Source organism: Pseudoalteromonas tetraodonis (assembly GCF_002310835.1).
Classification (GTDB): Bacteria; Pseudomonadota; Gammaproteobacteria; order Enterobacterales; family Alteromonadaceae; genus Pseudoalteromonas; species Pseudoalteromonas tetraodonis.
Genome location: NZ_CP011041.1, coordinates 1330952 through 1349421, shown reverse-complemented (window position 1 = coordinate 1349421; position 18470 = coordinate 1330952). Strand labels below are relative to the sequence as shown.

General features: G+C 38.4%; 15 protein-coding genes and 1 other annotated feature. Of the genes, 8 read left to right on the top strand and 7 right to left on the bottom strand.

Translation table 11 applies throughout. From position 1 onward, the window contains the following. Positions 1-11 precede the first annotated feature (11 nt). From PTET_RS06320 to PTET_RS06310, 3 genes are all read right to left on the bottom strand, one after another. Entirely contained in the window at positions 12-1073 is a 1062-nt protein-coding gene (locus PTET_RS06320; RefSeq protein WP_096038351.1) for an alkaline phosphatase D family protein, read from the bottom strand. Next, positions 1070-2200, bottom strand: a complete 1131-nt coding sequence (locus PTET_RS06315; protein ID WP_174818646.1) for an alkaline phosphatase family protein — start codon at positions 2198-2200, stop codon at positions 1070-1072. The genes PTET_RS06320 and PTET_RS06315 overlap by 4 nt, the downstream gene beginning before the upstream one ends. A gap of 68 nt (positions 2201-2268) precedes the next feature. Continuing rightward, positions 2269-4542 (bottom strand): TonB-dependent receptor domain-containing protein, encoded by a 2274-nt coding sequence (locus PTET_RS06310; protein WP_096038350.1) that lies wholly within the window; start codon positions 4540-4542, stop codon positions 2269-2271. A 402-nt stretch (positions 4543-4944) separates the two neighbouring features. Between PTET_RS06310 and PTET_RS06305 the strand changes: the two genes are divergently transcribed. Further along, positions 4945-6684, top strand: a complete 1740-nt coding sequence (locus tag PTET_RS06305) for a PAS domain S-box protein (protein ID WP_013464650.1) — start codon at positions 4945-4947, stop codon at positions 6682-6684. A gap of 59 nt (positions 6685-6743) precedes the next feature. On the opposite strand, the gene PTET_RS06300 is transcribed toward PTET_RS06305, so the two are convergent. After that, positions 6744-7787, bottom strand: coding sequence for an alkene reductase (locus PTET_RS06300; RefSeq protein ID WP_013464649.1), 1044 nt, complete (start codon positions 7785-7787; stop codon positions 6744-6746). A 173-nt stretch (positions 7788-7960) separates the two neighbouring features. On the opposite strand from PTET_RS06300, the gene PTET_RS06295 reads away from it, so the two are divergent. The 5 genes from PTET_RS06295 (at position 7961) to PTET_RS06275 (ending at position 13318) form a co-directional block, all read left to right on the top strand. Then, on the top strand, positions 7961-8539 hold the full coding sequence (locus tag PTET_RS06295; protein WP_013464648.1) for a TetR/AcrR family transcriptional regulator: 579 nt from the start codon (positions 7961-7963) through the stop codon (positions 8537-8539). 64 nt (positions 8540-8603) lie between these two features. Continuing rightward, positions 8604-8993: a DUF2750 domain-containing protein gene (locus PTET_RS06290; RefSeq protein ID WP_013464647.1), complete on the top strand. Its 390-nt coding sequence runs from the start codon at positions 8604-8606 to the stop codon at positions 8991-8993. Between the two features lie 229 nt (positions 8994-9222). Continuing rightward, the gene (locus PTET_RS06285; RefSeq protein WP_013464646.1) at positions 9223-10335 is read left to right on the top strand and encodes a methyl-accepting chemotaxis protein; all 1113 of its coding nucleotides are present in this window, start codon (positions 9223-9225) and stop codon (positions 10333-10335) included. 298 nt (positions 10336-10633) lie between these two features. Further along, positions 10634-11515 carry a c-type cytochrome gene (locus tag PTET_RS06280; RefSeq protein WP_013464645.1) on the top strand — a complete coding sequence of 294 codons (882 nt, stop codon included), beginning with the start codon at positions 10634-10636 and terminating at the stop codon, positions 11513-11515. A gap of 165 nt (positions 11516-11680) precedes the next feature. Beyond that, a complete protein-coding gene (locus PTET_RS06275) occupies positions 11681-13318 on the top strand; it encodes a GGDEF domain-containing protein (protein ID WP_024601361.1) in 1638 nt (545 codons plus the stop codon). Positions 13319-13520: 202 nt separating this feature from the next. On the opposite strand, the gene PTET_RS06270 is transcribed toward PTET_RS06275, so the two are convergent. Continuing rightward, positions 13521-14051: a hypothetical protein gene (locus tag PTET_RS06270; protein ID WP_096038349.1), complete on the bottom strand. Its 531-nt coding sequence runs from the start codon at positions 14049-14051 to the stop codon at positions 13521-13523. A 373-nt stretch (positions 14052-14424) separates the two neighbouring features. On the opposite strand from PTET_RS06270, the gene PTET_RS06265 reads away from it, so the two are divergent. Continuing rightward, positions 14425-15780, top strand: coding sequence for a helix-turn-helix domain-containing protein (locus tag PTET_RS06265; protein ID WP_096038348.1), 1356 nt, complete (start codon positions 14425-14427; stop codon positions 15778-15780). Between the two features lie 313 nt (positions 15781-16093). Here the strand turns inward: PTET_RS06265 and PTET_RS06260 are convergent. After that, positions 16094-17268 (bottom strand): IS3 family transposase gene (locus PTET_RS06260; RefSeq protein ID WP_157740511.1). Its coding sequence is split into 2 segments (ribosomal slippage): positions 16094-17034 and positions 17034-17268, totalling 1176 coding nucleotides; the frame shifts between segments, so codons are not numbered across the junction. Further along, positions 16919-17035, bottom strand: a sequence feature (AL1L pseudoknot). (Overlaps the previous gene by 117 nt.) A gap of 203 nt (positions 17269-17471) precedes the next feature. Between PTET_RS06260 and PTET_RS06255 the strand changes: the two genes are divergently transcribed. Next, on the top strand, positions 17472-18011 hold the full coding sequence (locus PTET_RS06255) for an inovirus Gp2 family protein (RefSeq protein WP_244186377.1): 540 nt from the start codon (positions 17472-17474) through the stop codon (positions 18009-18011). 190 nt (positions 18012-18201) lie between these two features. On the opposite strand, the gene PTET_RS06250 is transcribed toward PTET_RS06255, so the two are convergent. Next, complete coding sequence (locus PTET_RS06250) at positions 18202-18441, bottom strand: hypothetical protein (protein WP_096038345.1); 240 nt, start codon at positions 18439-18441, stop codon at positions 18202-18204. Between the last annotated feature and the right edge of the window lie 29 nt (positions 18442-18470).

The following is an 18470-nucleotide window of genomic DNA, read 5'->3' as shown; positions in this document are numbered from 1 at the left end:
TATTAAACCAACTATTGGTATGGGCTTATGCTAGATAAGCTAAAGTCACTTTGCATTATTACGTTACCATCAATGCCTTTGAGCTTAAGTGACAAGCCTGGATCTGCTTGCTGCCAATCAATGGTTAAATCGCCATAGTTAACATTATGCGTGTAATCACCGACACGATGTTTATTTGGGCTAACGTCTTTCCACTTTTCAGTTAAGCCTGAGCTGGTCATTTCAAAGAGTGGGTAATCAAGATTATGTTGATACCTTGAAATTTCCCCCCAATGGGTATCGCCGCTGATGATCACCACGCCATTTATTTGGTGTTTTTTAATTAACGCAAATAAACGGTTTCTATCCTCTGGAAAATTTGCCCACGATTCCCAGCCAGTAAAATCAGGCAGTAACTGCAAGCTTGATGCAATTAGTTTAATCGCTGCTGGTTTTTTAAGTTCGGCTTCAAGCCATTGCCACTGCGCCTCCCCTAGCATAGACGCGCCTTTTACTTCAGTTGGACTGTACGGTCCTTGGTTATTTGCTTTACGCTTGGTGTAATACTCAAGTTCGCTCACTGAATTAAGCTTATCGCGATTAAAACGTAAGTCAGGCATGATCACCTGCACGGTTTGCTCGCCTTTGCCATACATGTACGAGGTATAAATACCATCAGCACGAGTACGGCGCGCTGAGTTTGCCGGTTCATCCCAAAAATCGAGCATAATTTGCCGTGATGCTTCTTTATGCGGGTACTCTTTACCCGCATCGTTTTGACCATAGTCGTGATCGTCCCACATGGCTATTAATGGTGTATTTGCTTTTAAGGTTTTAAAGCCAGGCTTTGCCCCTAATCGTTGGTATTTATTTTTAAGCACGGCCATGTCGTTAGTATCGCCATAAATGTTATCGCCTAAAAATATAAATAAATCACCCTGCTCTTTGTTAATCGCATTAAAGATGGGGATGTCTTTATCTTGATGCCCACACGAGCCAAACAATATTTTAGACGGCGCAGCCATTGCGCCACCACTAATAACAAAAGCAAGTAACAGCGCTGAATGCTTAAGGGTTTTTAGTAACTGTTTCATTTTAAAATCTCATTAATAGCCGGTGCCATATTAGGGTTAATCGTGTTTGGGTTTTGCCCAAGTGCTTTTAAAACGGTGGCGGCAATTTGCGCTTGTTTAAGCTCATTATCGGTTTTTATTAAGCCATTACCTTTAATTGTAGGGCCAATGGCAGCAAGCCAAATATGATCTGAGCCAATAATTCCCTCAGGAAATGCCTTTTTACCCTGCTCCGACTTTGCTAATGCCCGTTTAGAGCTGTGATGTTGCCAATCGTTTGCGTAGCTGCCACGGCCATGATCGGTAGTAACAATTAACGTAGTATTATTTTTATAACCTGCTGTGCTTTGAATGGTTTGCCATAAATCTTTTAAAAATGCATCGCTTTGTTTGGCCGACTTTAAGTAAGCATCGTAATGGCCATCGTGAGCAAAGTCGTCAGTTTCTCCTAAGCTAATAACCAGTAATTTAGGCTTTTTCGCCAGCATATAGGCTTTAGCAAATCGATAGGTAAAACTATCAAGCCGCACATTGTGCCATGGGCTGGGGATTTCTGTTTGTAATGCTTTTAACAGGGGCGCATCGGCAAATAAATCATCGGCGATAGGCATAAACCCCGCGTTTACATACACATTAGTACGCTTAGTATTTACAATGTAAGGAAACACATCCCAGCTACCAAATAAAGCCGTGCTGTTTTTAAATTCAGGCTGCGCATCTAATCGCTCTAAAATGGTTTTATTTGGATTAAATACTTTATCGTTACTGTTAATGTTTTCATCCACTTCGCCGGTAAGAATTTCGTTATAACCAGGGTATGAAAAATACCATGGATTACTCACCGACATCGCTGAGCCGTTTGCTCTGTCGCCAATAATTACGCCTTGAGTGGCAATCGTTTGTGTTAAAAACGGCATTAATAATTGCTGGCGCTGTTGCACCCTTTCATCCCAAAATTCATTGCTTAACTGTGCTGGTTGCTTAACAAATTCTTTATTATTGAGCAGGTTTTTATCGGCACCATTAAATACTTCCTGCCAGCGTACGCCGTCAAGGGTGACTAACACTACATTTTGTTGAGCAGCCAATGTCACATTATTAAACAATAAAATTAAACTTAACCCGATAATTTTTATCATGCTTTTCATGGTGTTCTCATCAACTTTATATAGTAAAAAGCCCATCGATGATGGGCTTATATAAGGTTACTTTAGGTTTAAAAAGTAGCCGTTAATGTAACCGCTGCTGTGCGTGGCGAGCCTATAAAGTAAGTACTCCCATTGCCCGTACCACCTGCCAAATAACTTTTATCGGTAATGTTATAAACCACAAAGGCAATATCAACCGCTTTAAACGGGCCTGCGTTAACTTCGGCTGCATAACCTGCGTTTAAATCAAGCACGGTGTAGCTATCTACATCGCCACGCTCACCGGTGTATTTAGCCGATAAACCAAAGCGGAAATCGCCACTGTAGTAATCGGTTGATAGCACAAATAAATCATCCACTGAGTCAATTACTTTGCCTCCTGCTTCAAAGCCTGGCGCATCGCCTTTGTATTCAGAGCTATTATTGGTGTATGAGCTATATACATTCCACTCATTATTAAGCATATAACTTGCTGACAGCTCTAGACCTTTGGATTCAATACCGCCCACATTGAGGTACGAGCCGTTAGTGCCTATGGTGTAGTCTATACCGCCGGTGTCGCTGCCTGGCGCTATAAAGGTGATGCGGTTATCAAACTCAATTGAATAGGCCGTTGCTGTTAATTTAAGTGCATTATTTTGATAGCGTACACCCAGGTCAATATTTTCTGCGGTTTCTGGCTCAATAGCTGACAAGTCAGAGCTATCGCGCTCAAGCACACCATCTTTAATGGCGGCAAAGTTTTCGCTGTAGCTGGTAAATAACTCAGTGTTACTGTTTAACTGATATAAAATACCGCCACTAAATAGAAGGTCTGAATCACTGTTTACTTTAGCTGTGGTGGCGTTTTGATAATGGTCATACTTTTCTATGTCTACTAAGTACTTTTTAACCCCTAGGTTAAGAGTTAAGTCGTCAAATGACATTGAGTCTTGGGCGTACCATTTGAGCGTATCGGTCTCAAAGGTGTTTTTATATTGCGTCCAATAAGGGGTGTTATCAAAGTGATGATAAATGCGCGCATCTATAACTTTATGCCAATCTCGTGACTCATCACGGTCGCTTTGCTCATACCAAAAACCGGCTTCAATATCGTGCATGCCAATGCTTGCTTGATAATTAGCAGTTACCCCTAAACGGTCTTTATTATAATGTGTATGACGATAAGACATAACTGGCGTTGCATCAGCATCGTAACATGCAGGATTAAGCTCAGGGCCTGACTCCCACGGCCAGTTTAAGCTAGCCGTACAACCTGCATTGGGAGCAAGTGGGTTACCATTACTATCTGTAAAGCCATAAGAGCCTGCGTTTGTGCCACCTTCTGTGGTTGGATTACTATTTTCATCTACAGGGGACGTTAAATAAGGAGGGATCCAATCACCTCGGCCTGAGTTTTTATGATAATAAGGGCTAATGGTTAACAATGAGGTGGGTGAAATCGCGTATTCAAACTTTAAATACCCTAGAGTGTTTTCACGCAGCGTGCCCCAACCTTCTGCAAACATTTGGTCAAAGTGCGGAACGCCTGTCCAGTTCCATGTTAGCTGATCCCAATCAGGGGTTTGTTCAAATTGCTCTAGGCTCACGCTATTGTAGTTGCTCTCGCTTACATCGTCATACGATAAGCGCCCTGTAATAGTTAGCTCATCAAGGGTGGTAACAAATTTCGCTTCAGCATGTTGGTTATCTTTCCCGCCATTGCTGCCTGAGCCAATCCAGCGGCTGGTATCAGTTTGTGAGTAACTCACGTACGCTTGGGTATTATCGAAAATGGTGCCAGTTTCGTGCTTAAGATAATAGCGCGAAGCATCGTGACTGCCTGAGGTATAAGCAAAGGTGGTGCTTTTATCTAAACTCGGTGCTTTACTTACAAAGTTAAAAGTACCACCTAGCGCCTCTAACGAGGCTGATTTAATATCTGAAGTGCCCTGACCTACTTCCACGGTGACAAGATTTTCGCTATCTAGGTAACGATTCGCTTTAGCACCACCGCCATAATTAGAACCGCCATTAGGAATGCCGTCTATCGTCATACCTAATTGTTGTTGGTTAGAGTCAATACTAAAACCACGCATGGTAATGGTTGTTGACCAATCGTCGCCGCCAAATGCGTCTCCTTCGTTTATGCTAATCCCTGGCAAGTTATCAATTACCGATAACACACTCGATACCGAGCTTTGTTGTTCTAGCATCGCAGGTTCAATAACGTTGTTTGCATAACTGGTTGGTTTTGCAGTAACAGTTACTTCTTCTATCACGTTATCGTTAGCATAAGCTGAAGTTGATACCGCCATGGCCACAGCCATGCTCAAAATCGATTTATTTTTTAAAGCGTACATTGTTGTCCCATTTGATTCTAATTATAAAAGGTAATTATGAAAGCGGGCACAGTCTATTTTTTAAGTATGACAACGAGGGGCAATTTTATTGACAAACAGGTTAAACAAATATGAGTTAATTATGACGTAAAGTAATCAAATCAAGCACATCGTAATTAAGAGCAATCAGACTAAAACAGCACCCAAAAGCCAAGGGACTCTCTAAAGTCATAAAATTTTCTCACTCTTTCTAACTGCAATTGATCAAAATCTTATTTAACTTAGATATAAAGAGTTAAGAGCCCATAAAGTGATAACTTTTAGCCCAAAAACACGGTTTTATACAAAGTTAAAAACCAATTTTGCAATCAGCTTTTTCTGGGCTATCTTTTTATTAACGCTTTAATTACAGGTAGCTGCACTATGTTTAATTTTTTCGCTAATAGCGCTGAGCAAGCATTAAAACAGTCTATTACGGCAATTGTTTCCATAGATGAAAAAAACAATATTGTCTTTTATAACAAAGCCGCGCAAAAATTATGGGGCTACACAGAAGATGAAGTACTCGGTCACAACATACGAAAACTAGTCCCTGACGAACATAAAACAAACCACGACGACTATGTAAATCATCATAGAGAAACCGGGCAAGACAAAATTGTTGGCAGCTACCGAGAAGTTGAGTTACAAACTAAATCGGGAAGTCGCATTTGGGTCGAATTAGCGCTTTCTCAGGTGAAAGTAAATAACAACAAACATTACACCGCTTTTATAAGAGATATATCAGCAGAGCGTGAAGCAAAAGAAATCAATGAGCAATCGTTAGAGCAAGCCCTTGATGCAGTTGTATGTATTGATGAAAATAATTGTATCACTTTGTATAACAAAGCCGCAGAAACACTGTGGGGTTACAGTAAACAAGAAGTAATGGGAAACAATGTAAAAATGCTAGTACCCCATGCAATACAACATAACCATGATGAGCTTGTAAATGCAAACCGAGACACAGGTGTCGATAAAATAGTTGGTACCAGTAGAGTAGTTGAAATTGAACGCAAAGATGGAACAACCGTGTGGGGGCGATTATCGCTATCGAAAATTAAATTAGCTAATCGCGTTATTTACACAGCTTTTATCAAAGATGTAACGCAAGAGGTAATAACTAGAGAAGAACAACGGATGTTGTCACTTGTTGCAAACGAAACAGACAACGCGGTAATAATCACCGATCCTAAGGGCTATATTCAATATGTAAACAATGGATTTGAACGTTTAACAGGATACGCTTTAAGTGAAGTAAAAGGTAAGAAACCAGGCAGTTTTTTACAAGGCAAAGATTCTGACAAAAACATGATAGAAACGATACGCACACATCTTAAAAATCGAACTCCTTTTTATGGAGAAATATTAAACTATAAAAAATCGGGGAGTGCTTACTGGACCTCGCTATCTATCAACCCAGTAATAAGAGAAGGGAAATTAGAAAATTACATTGCAATTCAAGCTGATATATCTGAAGTAAAGCAAATGGCGCTTGATTTCACAAACAAACTAGAAACTATCGGCGAGTCTATAGCTATGTTGCAAGTGTCTCTTCATGGTGAAGTACTTGATTGTAACGAATTACTAAAAACGGCATTAAAACCCAATTTTTCTGTAGAAGAGTTTGCTAAAAATCTGATTTCTGATCTCAGCGTTGAAGAAAGAGCATTTTTAGACAAAAACAAACATATCTCAAAAACTTTTGAACTTGAAAAAAATAATCAATACAGTGCCTTTGATGCGAGAATATGTGCTCTTCGTGATGTTAATGGTCAAACCACTAGTTATATGTTTATAGGTTTAAACATAACGGAAAGAAAAAAAGCAGTTAATCAAACTCAAATATCAATGAAAGAATTATTAGATATAAGCCAAACCATCAGCAAAATAGTAGAAACAATTAATGGAATATCAGAGCAAACAAATTTACTTGCACTCAATGCTGCTATTGAAGCCGCAAGAGCAGGTGAAATGGGACGCGGTTTTGCCGTTGTTGCTGACGAGGTAAGAACTCTTGCAGGCAATTCAAAGGCATCTTCTGAAGAAATAAACGGCTACATAAAAGAAACGGTTACTAAAATTCAAGAGCTTGCAGAATTATCTAAAAAGATAGATTCATAAATCCGCTTTTAAGTAATAAGCCCACATTTGTGGGCTTATTAGTGAGAACTCTTTAAAACTTAAACTAACTCAGCAAGCATCTCATCACTATAAGGTGTCACTTCTTCACCATTTTTAATTTTGCTAATGTAATCTGGGTTAGCAATAAGTGGGCGACCAATGGCAATTAAATCAAATTTATTATCGTTGATCGCTTGTTTGGCAGTTTCAAAACTATAACTACCTACACCCACTAAGGTACTTGCATAACCAGCTCGTAAAAATTCAGAGGTTGATTTACCTTCTAGTGAATCAAAACGCATGCTGTCGTCAAAAATACCGCCGTGTAGATAGGCTAGTTTGCGGTTTTCAAGCTCTGGTAATAAGTAGTCAAATACTGCTTTATCACGGTTATCTTCGCTCATATTAAAGTAGGCACCTGGTGTTAAACGCATAGCGGTACGCTCATTGCCTACAACATCAATAATGGCATCAGTTACTTCCAGTGCAAAACGAGACATATTTTCTGGTGTTTGCCCGTACTCGTCATCACGTTCATTTGCCGCATAATGTAAAAATTGGTCAATTAAATAACCATTAGCACCATGAATTTCCACGCCGTCAAAACCTGCTTCCATCGCGTTTTCTGCCGCTTTAGCGTAGTCAGCCACTAAGCCTTTAATATCATCTTTAGTGGCAGCTTTTGGCGTAATATAAGTTAGCTCACGCATACGCGGTACTGAACCTTCAACCCCTATCGCCGATGGCGCCAGAACATCACCACCAAAAAAGTGAGGGTGAGCAACACGGCCAACATGCCATAATTGCGCGAACATTTTACCGCCATTGGCATGCACGGCGTCAGTGACTTTTTTCCAACCTTGAACTTGTTCATTAGTGAAGATACCCGGTGTATTTGGGTAACCTTGTGCATCGGCACGAATAATAATTGCTTCACTAATAATTAATCCTACATCAGCACGGCGAGCGTAGTAATCAACCATCGCTTGTGTAGGCACTAAATTGTCATCTGCCATACAACGAGTTAGTGGTGCCATTAGTACGCGGTTTTGCAGTTCAATGCTGTTATTTAATTTAAAAGGTGAAAGTAAGTCTATCGACATAATGTTTATCCTTTGTTGAATGTACATTCAAGATAAGGTCACTTGAATGAATATTCAAGTATAATTTTGAAACTTTGTTCAAGATTGCGTAAACTGCTTTACCTAAACGCTGTTTAAGGTAGGATTATTGCTGAAAGTTCGCTTTACCTACTCTGCCAACGAGAAGAGTCATTATGAGAACTGCAGAATTTGATACAGAGTTTGTACTGCGCCAAGCAATGGCGATGTTTATGCTTCACGGTTATGCAAAAACCAGTATGCAAAAACTGACTCAAGCAACCCATTTACATCCGGGCTCGTTATACGCAGCATTTGGAAGTAAAAAAGGCATTTTTTTAGCCGCTACTGAGCAATACCAAACCGATCGCAATACTCAATTTACTGCTCTGTTTGAGCACAGCAGTTGTATTTTAGATACGCTGAAACAATACCTTAATATCATTGTGCAAGAATGCGTTGACGGTGAAGCAACCAAAGTGTGCCTGCTCACAAAAAGCATTAGCGAGGTAGAGGGTAACGATCCACAAATTTGCCACGTATTGCGTACTAATTTAACTGCATATGAGCATGCTTTTGCGCAGCAGTTACAAAAAGCAATTGATAATAAAGAAATTACCAATGGCCGAAGTGCCATAGAGCTGGCACGATTTTGTGTTATGGGTATATATGGATTACGCACCTACGCATTAACAAACCAAGACCCCGACGCACTAAACCAACTAGCCAATGAGCTACTAGCAGCCATCAGCTAAACTAAATTTTAAAGCGCAGCAGCTCGCTGCTCTTTGTATACTCCACAGTGAGAGAGAGCCAAAAATGACCACCGATAATTTATCAAAGCAAGACGACGTAATTTTAGGCCTTGGCGCAAAAAAACGACTCGCATACATGTACGAAACCGTGCAGCAATTTAAGCAAGTGTGGATTTTAAACGATGACGACGGCTGCGTAATGCTCACTAACGAGGACGACGATTGCGTGCCGGTATGGCCAACACGAGAGTTCGCACAAGCCTGGGCAACCGGCGAATGGCAAGGCTGTACACCTAAAGCAATTCCAACAAACGATTGGTTTAGCCGCTGGACACCTGGCCTTGAAGAAGACGACTTACTGGTGGCCGTGTTCCCTACCGAAGAAGACGACGGCACAATTTTATTCCCTGATGAGTTTCAAGCCCAGTTGAGTAAATCAATTAGGAAGTACTAACTTCTAAAGCAGTGTTCACCTTAAACAAGCTTATTATAAGCATTAAAAGAAAAGTTTATTTACCAAAAGGTTATAAAGCATCTATTATAGTGTTGTAACTTACTTTTATAAAAATCGACCTGGGTGGACGTCAATTCCACCCCTGTAAAAAATCGAATAAAGTAATCAATGTTCAGGTAAATTTAATAAAAAATATACGTTTATTTTCTGTGTTTAAATTGGGGTCTACATGCTGTTCAATTCAAAATATAAAAACAAAATTAATGAGTTAAATAACGAGTTAATTCAATTAAAAAAAACCAATGAAAAGCTTGAAGCGCAATTGTTAGCAGCAAACAGCGAGCAATCACAACAAAACGACAATGAAATAGCAAATGATACAGCCTTTGTAAAACAGCGTGAATTAAACACATTATCATTACAGTCATCTGATTTAATTAGTGACATCAGAGAAAGCTTAGCCTCAACTTCACATAAACTAATTAATGATATTACGTCATTTAAGTCATCCCAAGAATTACTTGATACAATTTTAGATATGTTAGCAACGACTTCATCGTCAACACATAATATCTCAAGAGATACAAAATCAGCCACTAAATCCGTTAAAGAATTGCAGTCAGTAACAATCGGAATTAATGATTTTGTAAACATAATTAAAGGGATTTCTGATCAAACAAATTTACTTGCACTTAATGCGGCCATCGAGGCCGCTAGAGCCGGAGAGCAAGGACGAGGCTTTGCTGTTGTGGCAGATGAAGTAAGAACGCTCGCTCAGCGCTCTTCTGATGCATCTAACGAGATCTCTAATTTAATAGCTAAGGTCAATGAGCAAATGCAAAGCGTTGTAACTAACATTACTAACGTTAGCGAAGAAAGTGATGGCATTGCAAATAGCTCATCAGAAATTGATGCTACCGCTAAAAAGGTGGTTGAACTATCACAAAATATGTATAGCGTTATTGTTAATTCAAGTGCCGATGCATTTATTCAAACAGTAAAAATGGATCACATTGTATGGAAATACGATATTTATAAAGTCATTTTAGGGCAATCAAATAAGACTGCAGAAGACTTTTCTGATCATACCATGTGTCGTTTAGGTAAATGGTATTACCAAGGTGAAGGTGCATTAAAATATTCAAGCATTAACGACTTTAAAGCATTAGAGCAACCACATGAAGATGTCCATAAGAATGGCTTTGCTGCTTTAGAAGCATTCCAATTAGGCGATATCAATACTGCTGTAGAAAAAGTATCTCTTATGGAGCAAGCAAGTTTTAAAGTAGTGGACATACTTAGCGCTTTATCACACAAAATTATGGATTATAACTGTAAATAAAATAGTCAAAAAACACCTCACTTTGCATAGCGTTATGGTTCATAATCATTTGGCTATGCATACCAAACTTATATAAATTAATCACAAACTAATAACACCTCCACCTAAGCACTGCTGTTCAATAATTAAACTAACTAAATTATTAACCCTTTAAGTAATCATTAACTATATTTTTATGATAGCGGGTCACGGTTTACTGATTCATCTTACCAATTCAGCGGTATTAAAAACACTTAGCCACATTGCAGCAATAATGAGCACTGTCGTTTAAATACTCTTTTTTATTTAGGTTTTAATTATGTTTAAAGTTCATTTTAGTGTTGTATTCGCGACGTTATTTACTTTGCCCGTATGCTCACAAGAAGCGCAAACACAATCACTCGTGCAAAAAGCGTTAAGTAATGCGCCCACAATTATAAACTTATCAGCAAATCACCCTAACACCCTAGTAACGCCCGCTATTAATGAGCTCGATGCCAGCCCTGAGTCGGATTTAATTCGTTATGGGCGCTTATTAATTATTGATACCTATAAACAACTTCCCAATAACGTAAATAATAAGCTCAATTGTAGCACTTGCCATCTTAATGAAGGGCGTGTAGCCAAAGCCGCGCCTTATGTGGGCATGAATGTGGTATACCCTAAATATCGCTCTCGCAATGCACAAATAAACACCATTGAAGACAGAATTAACGGCTGTTTTCAACGCTCAATGAACGGTCAGCCACTGCCTACTAATTCAGTGCCAATGCAGGCTATTGTCAGCTACATGAACTTTTTATCACAAAATATAAAAACCAAAGACGACCTGCAAGGAAACACGGGCTTTGTCGCTATTAATAAAGAGCTAATACCAAACGCCGATAACGGAAAAACTCTTTACGTTCAGCACTGTGCAAGTTGTCACCAACTAGACGGTCAAGGCTTATATCCTAATAATACTTACATGTTCCCAGCCATTGCCGGCAGTCAGTCGTTTAATGATGGTGCAGGTATGGCACGCACTTACACCGCAGCGGCATTTATTAAAGGAAATATGCCATTGGGCCAAGAAGGCATGTTAACCGAGCAACAAGCTATTGATATTGCTTATTACTTTTCACATTTAGAACGCCCTATTTTTGCCAATAAAGCGGATGACTGGCCAAAAGGTGGCGCACCAAAAGACGTGCGTCGATAACAACGTACTGTAGCGTAATAATTTGCCACTTACTTATTTATCTTCTTGGAGCGATATAAAGTTAACAGCCACATTTTAAGTAAAAATACGCTGAAACAGTCATAACGATAATTATTCTGCTAAAAATGCAGTATAATTTTTAAGGATCACTAACTTAGGTATTACATGCGGTACACTTTCAATTTAATATGTTGTTTGCTACTACAAACCATTGGTTTTAGTGCATCTGCTGTAACACTAAACGAAAATGACAGCTTACAATTAAAATCAGCTATTTGGCATCAAGTAGATTTAGCTAAACCAACCCAAGGTGAGCAACTCGTTAATGCCTATGACAATGTTAATACTCCCATCACTTCGCTGTACAGTGCGAATGGCAGTGCAATAGCAAAAATTAGTTTAACCACAACGAGCGCTGGACGCTGGTATATAATACCCCAAGTTAATTACTTAGATAGTGGCGTTGCTTTTTATCAAGATGCTAGTGGGATCAGAAAAGTCGCTGACTTTTCACAAGATAGTGCCATCCCATCAGCCATTGTAATGCACAGCCGAGCTTTTGAATTACAACTAGAAGCTAATTCACACGGTGTTTTATGGCTTTATGTTAATGCTAAGCACTTTGCCAAACCTGTCAGCATTAACGTTATTCCTCAATCTAGGTTTGTTAAACTTCAGTTTTATATCAATTCATTAAGCTTAGTGTCTATAACGATAATGCTGACCTTGGCTTGCATGGCCTTGATCATGTTTTTTAAAACACGACATCGCGTGGCATTATTTTGTGCAGGTTACATAGGGTTACATGGCATTGGTTGGGCATTCGCAGCGGGGATAGCTGCGCTACTTTTTAATTACCATGCGATTAACACCCATTACTTTGGCATGTATATTTTTGCCTTTGCTATTGCCTCTGCCAGCTCATTTGCCTATTACTTATTTAACTTTGACCAACATACCCGTTCTGGTATTAGCCGATTTTTAAAGTACTTTTCCATAACGGCACTTGCCTGTGGTTTTTTAAACCTATTTTTATCCTTCCATTGGGTGTTCTATTTAGCTCACTTCCTCGCTGCAATTTGGGTGTATTTAAGCTTAAAGCTTGGCTTTACAATGCTGGGGATGAAGGACTTTAGAGCGAAATACTTTTTAACTGGCAACCTTGTTTATAGCTTATCCTTGGTTATTTTTATTTTATCGCACCTAAATTTAATAGAAATAAGTTCACCTGAATTATGGGTGCTTATTGCTCTGGCCATTGATTGTATCTGTATTTTGCTTTCTTTATCTGAATGGCTAAAAATAAAGCAAAACAATTATATAAAAGCGCTAGAGTTATCACGCATAGATCCACTCACCAAAGTAGGAAACCGGCTGCAATTACAACAAGTGCTCGATAACTTAGATAATTTTTACCTCATAGTGTTTATAGATTGCGACAATATTAAAAGCGTTAACGATCACCTAGGTCATGCTCACGGTGACAAACTACTCATTGAAGTTACACGGTTAATTAAAAGCGCGTTAGCCGATAAAGGTGAGGTATGCAGAACTGGCGGTGATGAGTTTATTTGTGTGTGTAACGTTAAATCAGCACAACAGCTCGGCCAACTCACCCTGAGCATCAACGAATCGTTAAATTATATTCATCAACAAGTACAGAAAAACTGGCCCCTATCAGGCCTGAGCTATGGCATAGCAAGTAGTGAGGAATGTAATGACTACAAAGCCTGCTTAACCTTAGCCGACCAACGAATGTATACATTAAAGCACCAACGTAAAAACAAACGCCAACACGTTTAGTGTTATTACAGGCACAAAAAAGGACGCCTTGAGACGTCCTAATATAGAATAATGGTGGAGAGAGAGGGATTCATATAAAACCAATAAGCCACTGATTAAAAGCAACAATACCTTTATAGATAAAATCAAGGAATACTAACAGGTATACTAAAGGCCATTTATTTTAAAAATAACCAAAGCGGTCTAAAAAACTCAGCTTGCCCTACTCTACCAAAGCAGACAATAACCTAGTAATCTTATCATCAATAGTCGATAAGTCTTCTCTTATGGCTTTAATCTCAGTGCTATCATCAAAAGTTCTCTGGTTAAGTTTGTATTGCTCTTGTACTTTTGAATTTTTGGAAATCAGCTTAGGGTTTTTATGAGCGTAAGTAATCAATTTCTCAATATATTTAGATTGTGAAATTCCATCGGCCTCACTTAAAATTTGTAGTTTACCACGAGCTGATTTGGATACCTCAAGCTGAAGTTTACACACTTTATTAGATGTATTTTTTAAGCCTCTTTCATAGCTTTTCCAGGCTTTATGAAGCTTCTGAAGCTGAATTCTTTGCGTATCTTCATTAGAGCTATTTTTTTTAATCATAAGTCTAATAAAACTATTTAATGTAGGATTTTCAGATTCAAAGTATTCAACATAACTTGAATATCGATAAGCTAGCCAGTTGTGCAAGTCTTCGTTATCTTCCTTAACCCACTTCAAAATATTGTTGCTATCAATCCAATCTGTCATTAATTCATCCCTGTGCTTGAGCGCTTGTCGCTGTTATCAAAACAATAATCCAACACTAATCTATAAGCAACTACTTTGAAGTCAGAAACTAAACCTCTTCTTATTAGATGTACAACTAGACACTATTTAAAATCTAAGTTAGATATTTATTAGTTCTCACATCAAAATTTCAGTCAACGCCCTTAGGTACTATATTAAAACCTCAGTTAGCCTCTAAATTAGATTATTTTAAATAAATTAAAAATCTAAATAACCTCTAATTTAGATTAAATAACAACTAATAATTAAATGACAGAAAAACAGGGTGTTTTTCTGTCATTTAATAGGCATACTGGCTACTATATCTGCAACAAATATGGCGCATGGTAATTAAATGAATAAGTTTTTTACTTCAACAGCTAGTCTATCAGCATATAAAAAATGGGTGTTAATTCGCTTAATTACAGGGAAAATAATTGGAGACGAATTATCTAAAGCTGATCTCATAAAATTAGGATGCCCACACAATAAATTTAAAAAAGTAATAGAAGAGCTACAAGAAATTAATGCAATTTCAAAACTCGAAGTTGAGCACTTTAAGCCTGGACGACCAACACTTTCATATACTTTTATTTACAATGGTCATGACGAAATTCATCGATTAAAATGTACTGAAATGCAGGCAAAGTTAGAAGGACTCGAATTAAGAGTTCCTATAAAGTTGGTATGGTGTTTCTTTGTATTAAACCAAGATGAATTTGGATATGTTGTTAATTTTACACTATCTAACATTGCTAAAGCGTGCGGGTTAAAAGATGCTGAGGTTAAAACTGCTATCTCTCAATTAATTGACCTTAAATTCATTCAAAAAGCCATAAAAGGGTGTACTTTAAAAAAAGTTGAAGACAAGAATAAAAGGAACGTTGTTAAAACTGGAGGTAACAACTTTAAGCGTTCGTCTTGCTTTAAAATAATGGGAGATAATCATAACAAATTCATATACCTGTTCACATTTCCCTCATTGACTAATTTAGAATCATATGCGAATCGTAAAAAAATATATAACTTCTCTGGGGCACTGATAGATTTTTTCTTCTCTGAAAAAATACGTGAAAATATTTTTTTAAGATTATTAAGATTTGAAGTAGATTCACTTGAACATGACTTTAATTTTTTGTGTCAGCAGCCTAAAGAAGTTTTCAGCTACTTCGATGGAGTCCTTCTTAAATTAGTTTCTATGGGGTTATCATATTTACTAAATGGTGGAACTAACATTAAACCTGTTAGCCAAAAAGATGCTTTTAGCCATATTTTCAGCCCTGCAGATTATGAAATAAGCGCCGCTAATTTAGGCCATGGAACTTCGTACCTGATAAGAAATCTAGCTAATATACATATTCATTACATTTTATATTCTATAATTCATTCGCTAAAAGACACTCCGAAAGTAAGTGAGGACATAGAGAAATACCTTAGCTCTATACACTCACTCAAGAAAAAAGGTAACTATATAAATGCCTTCATAGAAAACACTCATTCGAAGGTAAAGTTTTATGATGTCACATCAATTTACAACTTAATCTTATTTACCAATCTAGACCTCTGTGAAAAAGTTAATAGTAATGATGGAACAGTGACGTTTATGGACTCAAAAAGCCAACTGAAAAATGGGAATTACAATATATTTCATATTGATCCAAAAGTATTTGAAGCATTTTACAAAGACACTTTAACTTCAGAGCAGAATTAATTGAGAATAACGCTTGTATGTATAGCGCTAAAAAAAAATGTTCCATTGATACGTGCTTACTTTTTTCAAGCCCAATCCTCGGTTTGGTAATATTTATTAGAGTTACTAGCATCTAAATCATTATCACAACAAATTCAAATTAAAAAACTACAACTCATACACCTGATATGAACCAATACTAATCAGGATAAAGAGAATGAATAACCCAACCCAATACCCAGTAACAATCAACCCTACATACAAGCAATATCAAACACTCGCTAGAGTAGAACAGTGAATCGCCCCGAGTTCATCGGAGACCAGTTTGTTTAAGTCAGGCCACTTTACCTGACTCGTTTAAATTATCATAGTAGTCTGTTTCATATTGAGCTGGTGAAATATACCCAATTGAAGATAATAAGCGTTGATTATTAAACCAATTGACCCACTCTAACGTTGCGTATTCAACAGCATCAACATTCTTCCACGGGCCATTTCTGCGAATAATCTCTGTTTTAAATAATCCATTTATTGTTTCAGCCAATGCATTGTCATAAGAGTCACCCACACTGCCTATAGACGCTTGAATTCCAGCTTCAGCAAGTCGCTCAGTGTATCGTATAGACAAATATTGGCTGCCTCTGTCGCTGTGGTGAATTAACCCTTCGGGGTTGCCACGATGCCAAATAGCTTGCTCTAACGCATCAAGAATAAGCTCTGTGTGCATTGTCGTTGATACACGCCAACCTACAATGTATCGTGAAAAAACATCTATCACGAAAGCGACATAAACAAACCCACTCCATGTGGCAACATAGGTGATGTCAGCTACCCAAAGTTGATTTGGCTGCTCAGCAGTAAATTGACGATTAACTAAATCAAGTGGCTTATCTTGTTGCTCGTCAGGTATCGTTGTCTTATGTGCTTTACCCCGACGAACACCTTGAATTCCCATAACTCGCATCAATCGTTCGACTGTACAGCGGGCGACTTGATGGTCGTCAAGCTGTAGCTGCTTCCATATTTTTCTTGCACCATAAACTGACATATTATCCTCCCACACTTCGCGAATGAGTATTATCAGCTCAGCATCACGCTTTTTGCGGTTAGACAGTCGCTCAGGCTCTCTTTGTATCTGTTTATGAGAATAATACGTTGATGGTGCAATCGGCAATTCCTTGCAAATTGACTCGACACCGTAATGCTCTCTGCAAGCATCAATAAAATCCACTATTACTTCTGTTTGCGGTCGAGCTCCGCTTGGGCGAAAAAAGCGGCAGCTTGCCTCAGGATATCATTCGTTCGCTTGAGCTCTTTATTCTCGCGCTCTAAGACGGCAAGGCGTTCTTCAGTTGATTGCGTATTAGAAGAGGGTTTAGACGGTTGAGCTTGAGATTTCTTGACCCATGCTCTAAGTGTTTCTGGGGTACATCCCAGTTTATCTGAAATCGATACTAGCGCAGCCCAAAGAGAAGGGTATTCATGCTGTTGTGTGGTAACAAGCCTAATTGCACGTTCACGAAATTCTGATGTATAGCGATCCCGAGACTCAGTGAAATTGAAATCGCAGTGAAGATGCTGTGTACCCGCGGCTAGACGGAAGCTAACTGATTTTTTCATAGTTCCAGTTTCTCAAGTTATTGAGTCTCTGGCAAACACGGGGCGATTCACAGCGACTAGTTATTCCCTACTTAAATGCTATTGAGAAAGTAATGCATGCTGCATGTAGTGAACATAAAAGAACGTTTGCAGTCAGAATTGATTTAAGGCTACCTGCTTATTCAAATACAATTGATTTAGATAGCAATAAAATTATTACACGATTTATTGCTTCTCTTGAGGCGCAGATTAAAGCAGATACAAAACGTAAAGTTCGTGATGGTAAAACTCCACATCCATGTAATTTTAGATATATTTGGACTAGAGAGAAAAACAAAGCTCACCAACAGCATTATCATTGTGTACTGTTTTTCAATAAGGACCGTTACCACTGTACGGGTAAAATAAATATAGAAAGCGATAACTTGTTTACTCGAATAGTTAAGTCCTGGGCGAGTGCGTTGAGCTTACCGTTGGATGAAACTATGCAACTAGTTCACTTGCCTCAAAATGCTCATTACTACCTTGACGCGAACAATACAAATTTTAAAGCGGATTACAGCAGTCTTTATAAACGAGCTAGTTATTTAGCAAAGCTTAATACGAAACAATATGGCTTAGGGCACCGTTGTTTTGGTTATAGTCAAAGATGATATTCTAATTAAGACCTGTGCTTCTCATAATTCGTTTTAACGAGGTTTTGAGACCTTCAATTAGCTAAATAAGCTTAAACCCTTAGTATACAAGGGATGGCAAGTTCCCAAAATAGCATTACGAGAAGCACTATTTACACTACAAAAGCAAAAAAAGAACGCACTGCAAAAATGCGTTCTTTGTTTACTTCTAATCAAATAAACTTGCGACTCCTGCTAACAAGCCACTAGCAACAGCTAAAGGCACCGTAACTGGTGCAGACGCCACACCCAGGCCAACGACAACTGCACCGGATACTGTAGCGCCTGCTACAGCACCAGAGCTCACAGCAATGGCTGTTCTACTGAGTGATGGCTTAGAACTACCGGTTATTTGTTTAGAAACTTCATTTCCTACTGCACCGCATGCAACGGCTTTTTCTAACGACATAACAAACTTACTCCTATTATATGTTATAA

What these genes read in the sequence shown, in the direction of transcription:
- PTET_RS06320 (WP_096038351.1), bottom strand. Translation starts at nt 1,073, where the DNA reads ATGAAACAGTTACTAAAAACCCTTAAGCATTCAGCGCTGTTACTTGCT.
- PTET_RS06315 (WP_174818646.1), bottom strand. Translation starts at nt 2,200, where the DNA reads ATGAAAAGCATGATAAAAATTATCGGGTTAAGTTTAATTTTATTGTTT.
- PTET_RS06310 (WP_096038350.1), bottom strand. Translation starts at nt 4,542, where the DNA reads ATGTACGCTTTAAAAAATAAATCGATTTTGAGCATGGCTGTGGCCATG.
- PTET_RS06305 (WP_013464650.1), top strand. Translation starts at nt 4,945, where the DNA reads ATGTTTAATTTTTTCGCTAATAGCGCTGAGCAAGCATTAAAACAGTCT.
- PTET_RS06300 (WP_013464649.1), bottom strand. Translation starts at nt 7,787, where the DNA reads ATGTCGATAGACTTACTTTCACCTTTTAAATTAAATAACAGCATTGAA.
- PTET_RS06295 (WP_013464648.1), top strand. Translation starts at nt 7,961, where the DNA reads ATGAGAACTGCAGAATTTGATACAGAGTTTGTACTGCGCCAAGCAATG.
- PTET_RS06290 (WP_013464647.1), top strand. Translation starts at nt 8,604, where the DNA reads ATGACCACCGATAATTTATCAAAGCAAGACGACGTAATTTTAGGCCTT.
- PTET_RS06285 (WP_013464646.1), top strand. Translation starts at nt 9,223, where the DNA reads ATGCTGTTCAATTCAAAATATAAAAACAAAATTAATGAGTTAAATAAC.
- PTET_RS06280 (WP_013464645.1), top strand. Translation starts at nt 10,634, where the DNA reads ATGTTTAAAGTTCATTTTAGTGTTGTATTCGCGACGTTATTTACTTTG.
- PTET_RS06275 (WP_024601361.1), top strand. Translation starts at nt 11,681, where the DNA reads ATGCGGTACACTTTCAATTTAATATGTTGTTTGCTACTACAAACCATT.
- PTET_RS06270 (WP_096038349.1), bottom strand. Translation starts at nt 14,051, where the DNA reads ATGACAGATTGGATTGATAGCAACAATATTTTGAAGTGGGTTAAGGAA.
- PTET_RS06265 (WP_096038348.1), top strand. Translation starts at nt 14,425, where the DNA reads ATGAATAAGTTTTTTACTTCAACAGCTAGTCTATCAGCATATAAAAAA.
- PTET_RS06255 (WP_244186377.1), top strand. Translation starts at nt 17,472, where the DNA reads ATGCATGCTGCATGTAGTGAACATAAAAGAACGTTTGCAGTCAGAATT.
- PTET_RS06250 (WP_096038345.1), bottom strand. Translation starts at nt 18,441, where the DNA reads ATGTCGTTAGAAAAAGCCGTTGCATGCGGTGCAGTAGGAAATGAAGTT.